The sequence below is a fragment of the Acidovorax sp. KPB24-07 genome, from assembly GCF_057543315.1.
In genome coordinates this window covers 1-1,994 of record NZ_BAAJYS010000515.1, presented here as the reverse complement: position 1 = coordinate 1,994, position 1,994 = coordinate 1, and the positions used below count along the sequence as shown (strand labels likewise).

The 1,994-nt window shown below is 70.8% G+C and carries 3 protein-coding genes; 1 reads left to right on the top strand and 2 read right to left on the bottom strand.

Going from position 1 to position 1,994, the window contains the following annotated elements:
* On the top strand, window positions 1-720 hold a 720-nt coding region (rpoN, locus tag AC27IQ_RS23305; RefSeq protein ID WP_487090969.1), incomplete at its 5' end, for an RNA polymerase factor sigma-54.
* A 26-nt stretch (window positions 721-746) separates the two neighbouring features.
* On the opposite strand, the gene AC27IQ_RS23300 is transcribed toward rpoN, so the two are convergent.
* Both AC27IQ_RS23300 and AC27IQ_RS23295 read right to left on the bottom strand, forming a co-directional pair.
* On the bottom strand, window positions 747-1,292 hold the full coding sequence (locus tag AC27IQ_RS23300; RefSeq protein WP_487090968.1) for a TspO/MBR family protein: 546 nt from the start codon (window positions 1,290-1,292) through the stop codon (window positions 747-749).
* A gap of 212 nt (window positions 1,293-1,504) precedes the next feature.
* A partial coding sequence (locus tag AC27IQ_RS23295; RefSeq protein WP_487090967.1) for a methyl-accepting chemotaxis protein occupies window positions 1,505-1,994 on the bottom strand: 490 nt, incomplete at its 5' end.

Genomic DNA, 1,994 nt, shown 5'->3' with positions numbered 1-1,994 from the left:
GGCGAGGAGCGCACGCGCGCGGCCATGGCGCTGATCGCCCGCCTGGAGCCCCGGCCCGGCCGCGCCTTCGCCGAGGTGGAGCGCAACATCATCGTGCCCGACGTCATCGTGAAGAAGACCGGGCGCGGCACGCAGCAGAACTTCAGCGTGCAGCTCAACCCCGATGTGATGCCGCGCCTGCGCGTGCACGACATCTACGCCGGCGCGCTTCGCGGCAACCGTGGCGGCGAGGGCCACCAGGGCCTGCAGCAGCGGCTGCAGGAGGCGCGCTGGTTCATCAAGAACATCCAGCAGCGCTTCGACACCATCCTGCGCGTGTCGCGCGCCATCGTGGACCGGCAGAAGAACTTCTTCGTGCACGGCGAGCTGGCCATGCGGCCGCTGGTGCTGCGCGACATCGCCGACGAGCTGGGCCTGCACGAGTCCACCATCAGCCGCGTGACCACGGCCAAGTACATGGCCACGCCGCAGGGCACGTACGAACTCAAGTATTTCTTCGGCTCGGGCCTGGGCACCGAGACCGGGGGCAACGCCTCCAGCACGGCGGTGCGGGCACTCATCAAGCAGTTCGTCTCGGCCGAGAGCCCGGCCAAGCCGCTGTCGGACAGCCAGATCGCCGAGATGCTGAAGGAGCAAGGCATCGAGTGCGCGCGCCGCACCGTGGCCAAGTACCGCGAGGCGCTCAAGATCGCGCCGGCCAACCTGCGCAAGGCGCTGTAGCCCGCGCCGCGAAAGACGCCGGCCCCTCAGCCCAGCAGTTGCGGATTCAGCCGCCAGACCGTGAAGTTCAGCGCGGCGGCGAAGGTGATCCAGGCCAGGTAAGGCACCAGCAGCGCCCCGGCCAGCGGCCGCAGCCGCCAGAACGCCACCAGGGTGGCGGCCACGCAGCACCACAGCAGGCCGATGTCGGCCAGCGCCCAGGCGCCCTGGTGCCATTGGAAGAACAGCCAGCTCCACAGCGCATTGAGCGCCAGCTGCACGGCGAACAGCCACAGCGCGCGCCGGCGCAGGGCCCCTGCGGGCTCGCGCCATACCAGCCAGGCGGCGATGCCCATCATGGCGTACAGCGCGCTCCACACCGGCCCGAACAGCCAGGCCGGCGGCGCCCAGGCCGGCTGGGTGAGCTGGGCGTAGAACTGCGGCGCCTTGACCGATGCGATGCTGCCGACCGCGGCGGCCACGAAAGCGATCGCGAGCCAGCCGGCCAGGGCGAGCCAGATGCGTGGCGTGAGGGGGGCTCGGCCGGGGCGGGCTGGCGCCGAAGGGGTGCGCGAGGGCAGGGTGGGGGTCATCGCGCCATCATGGCCGCCAGGGGGCCTTGGCGCCGTCAGCGAAGGCCGAAAAGAGGGCGCGCGCGGGCTTGAATGCCACCCGGCGCCCTGTCCTTTCTCGCTGATTGGGGCTGCCACGCCCCAGGCCTGAGCCCGATCGCCATGCGGTCGGGTTATTTTGCTATCAAATATATAGCTATATGCCCTAGTGCTTATTGTGCTGGAGGCCGTTTTTATCGCATGGTCAGGGCGCGGTTCGTCCCGGCCGCCGGACCGCCCCGCGACGGCGCTGCGGCCCCGTGGGCGTCGAGCTTGAAGCCGGCGACCGCATCGGCCAGCTGCGCCGCCTGCTGCTGCAGCGACTGCGCGGCGGCGGTGGCCTCTTCCACCAGCGCGGCGTTCTGCTGGGTGGACTGGTCCATCTGGCTCACGGCGCTGCCGATCTCGGCGATGCCGGTGCTCTGCTCCTGGCTGGCGTTGCTGATCTCGGCCACGATGGCCGTCACGCGGCGCACGCTGTCCACCACCTTGTCCATGGTGGCCCCGGCGTCCTGCACCAGCTTGCTGCCGGCGTCCACCTGCGTGACCGAATCGTCGATCAGCGCCTTGATCTCCTTGGCGGCGGTCGCGCTGCGCTGGGCCAGCGTGCGCACCTCGCTGGCCACGACGGCGAAGCCGCGGCCCTGCTCGCCCGCGCGGGCGGCTTCCACCGCGGCGTTCAGC

Excerpts from the sequence above, each read along its gene's own strand:
- AC27IQ_RS23300 (WP_487090968.1), bottom strand. The coding sequence starts at position 1,292 with ATGACCCCCACCCTGCCCTCGCGCACCCCTTCGGCGCCAGCCCGCCCC.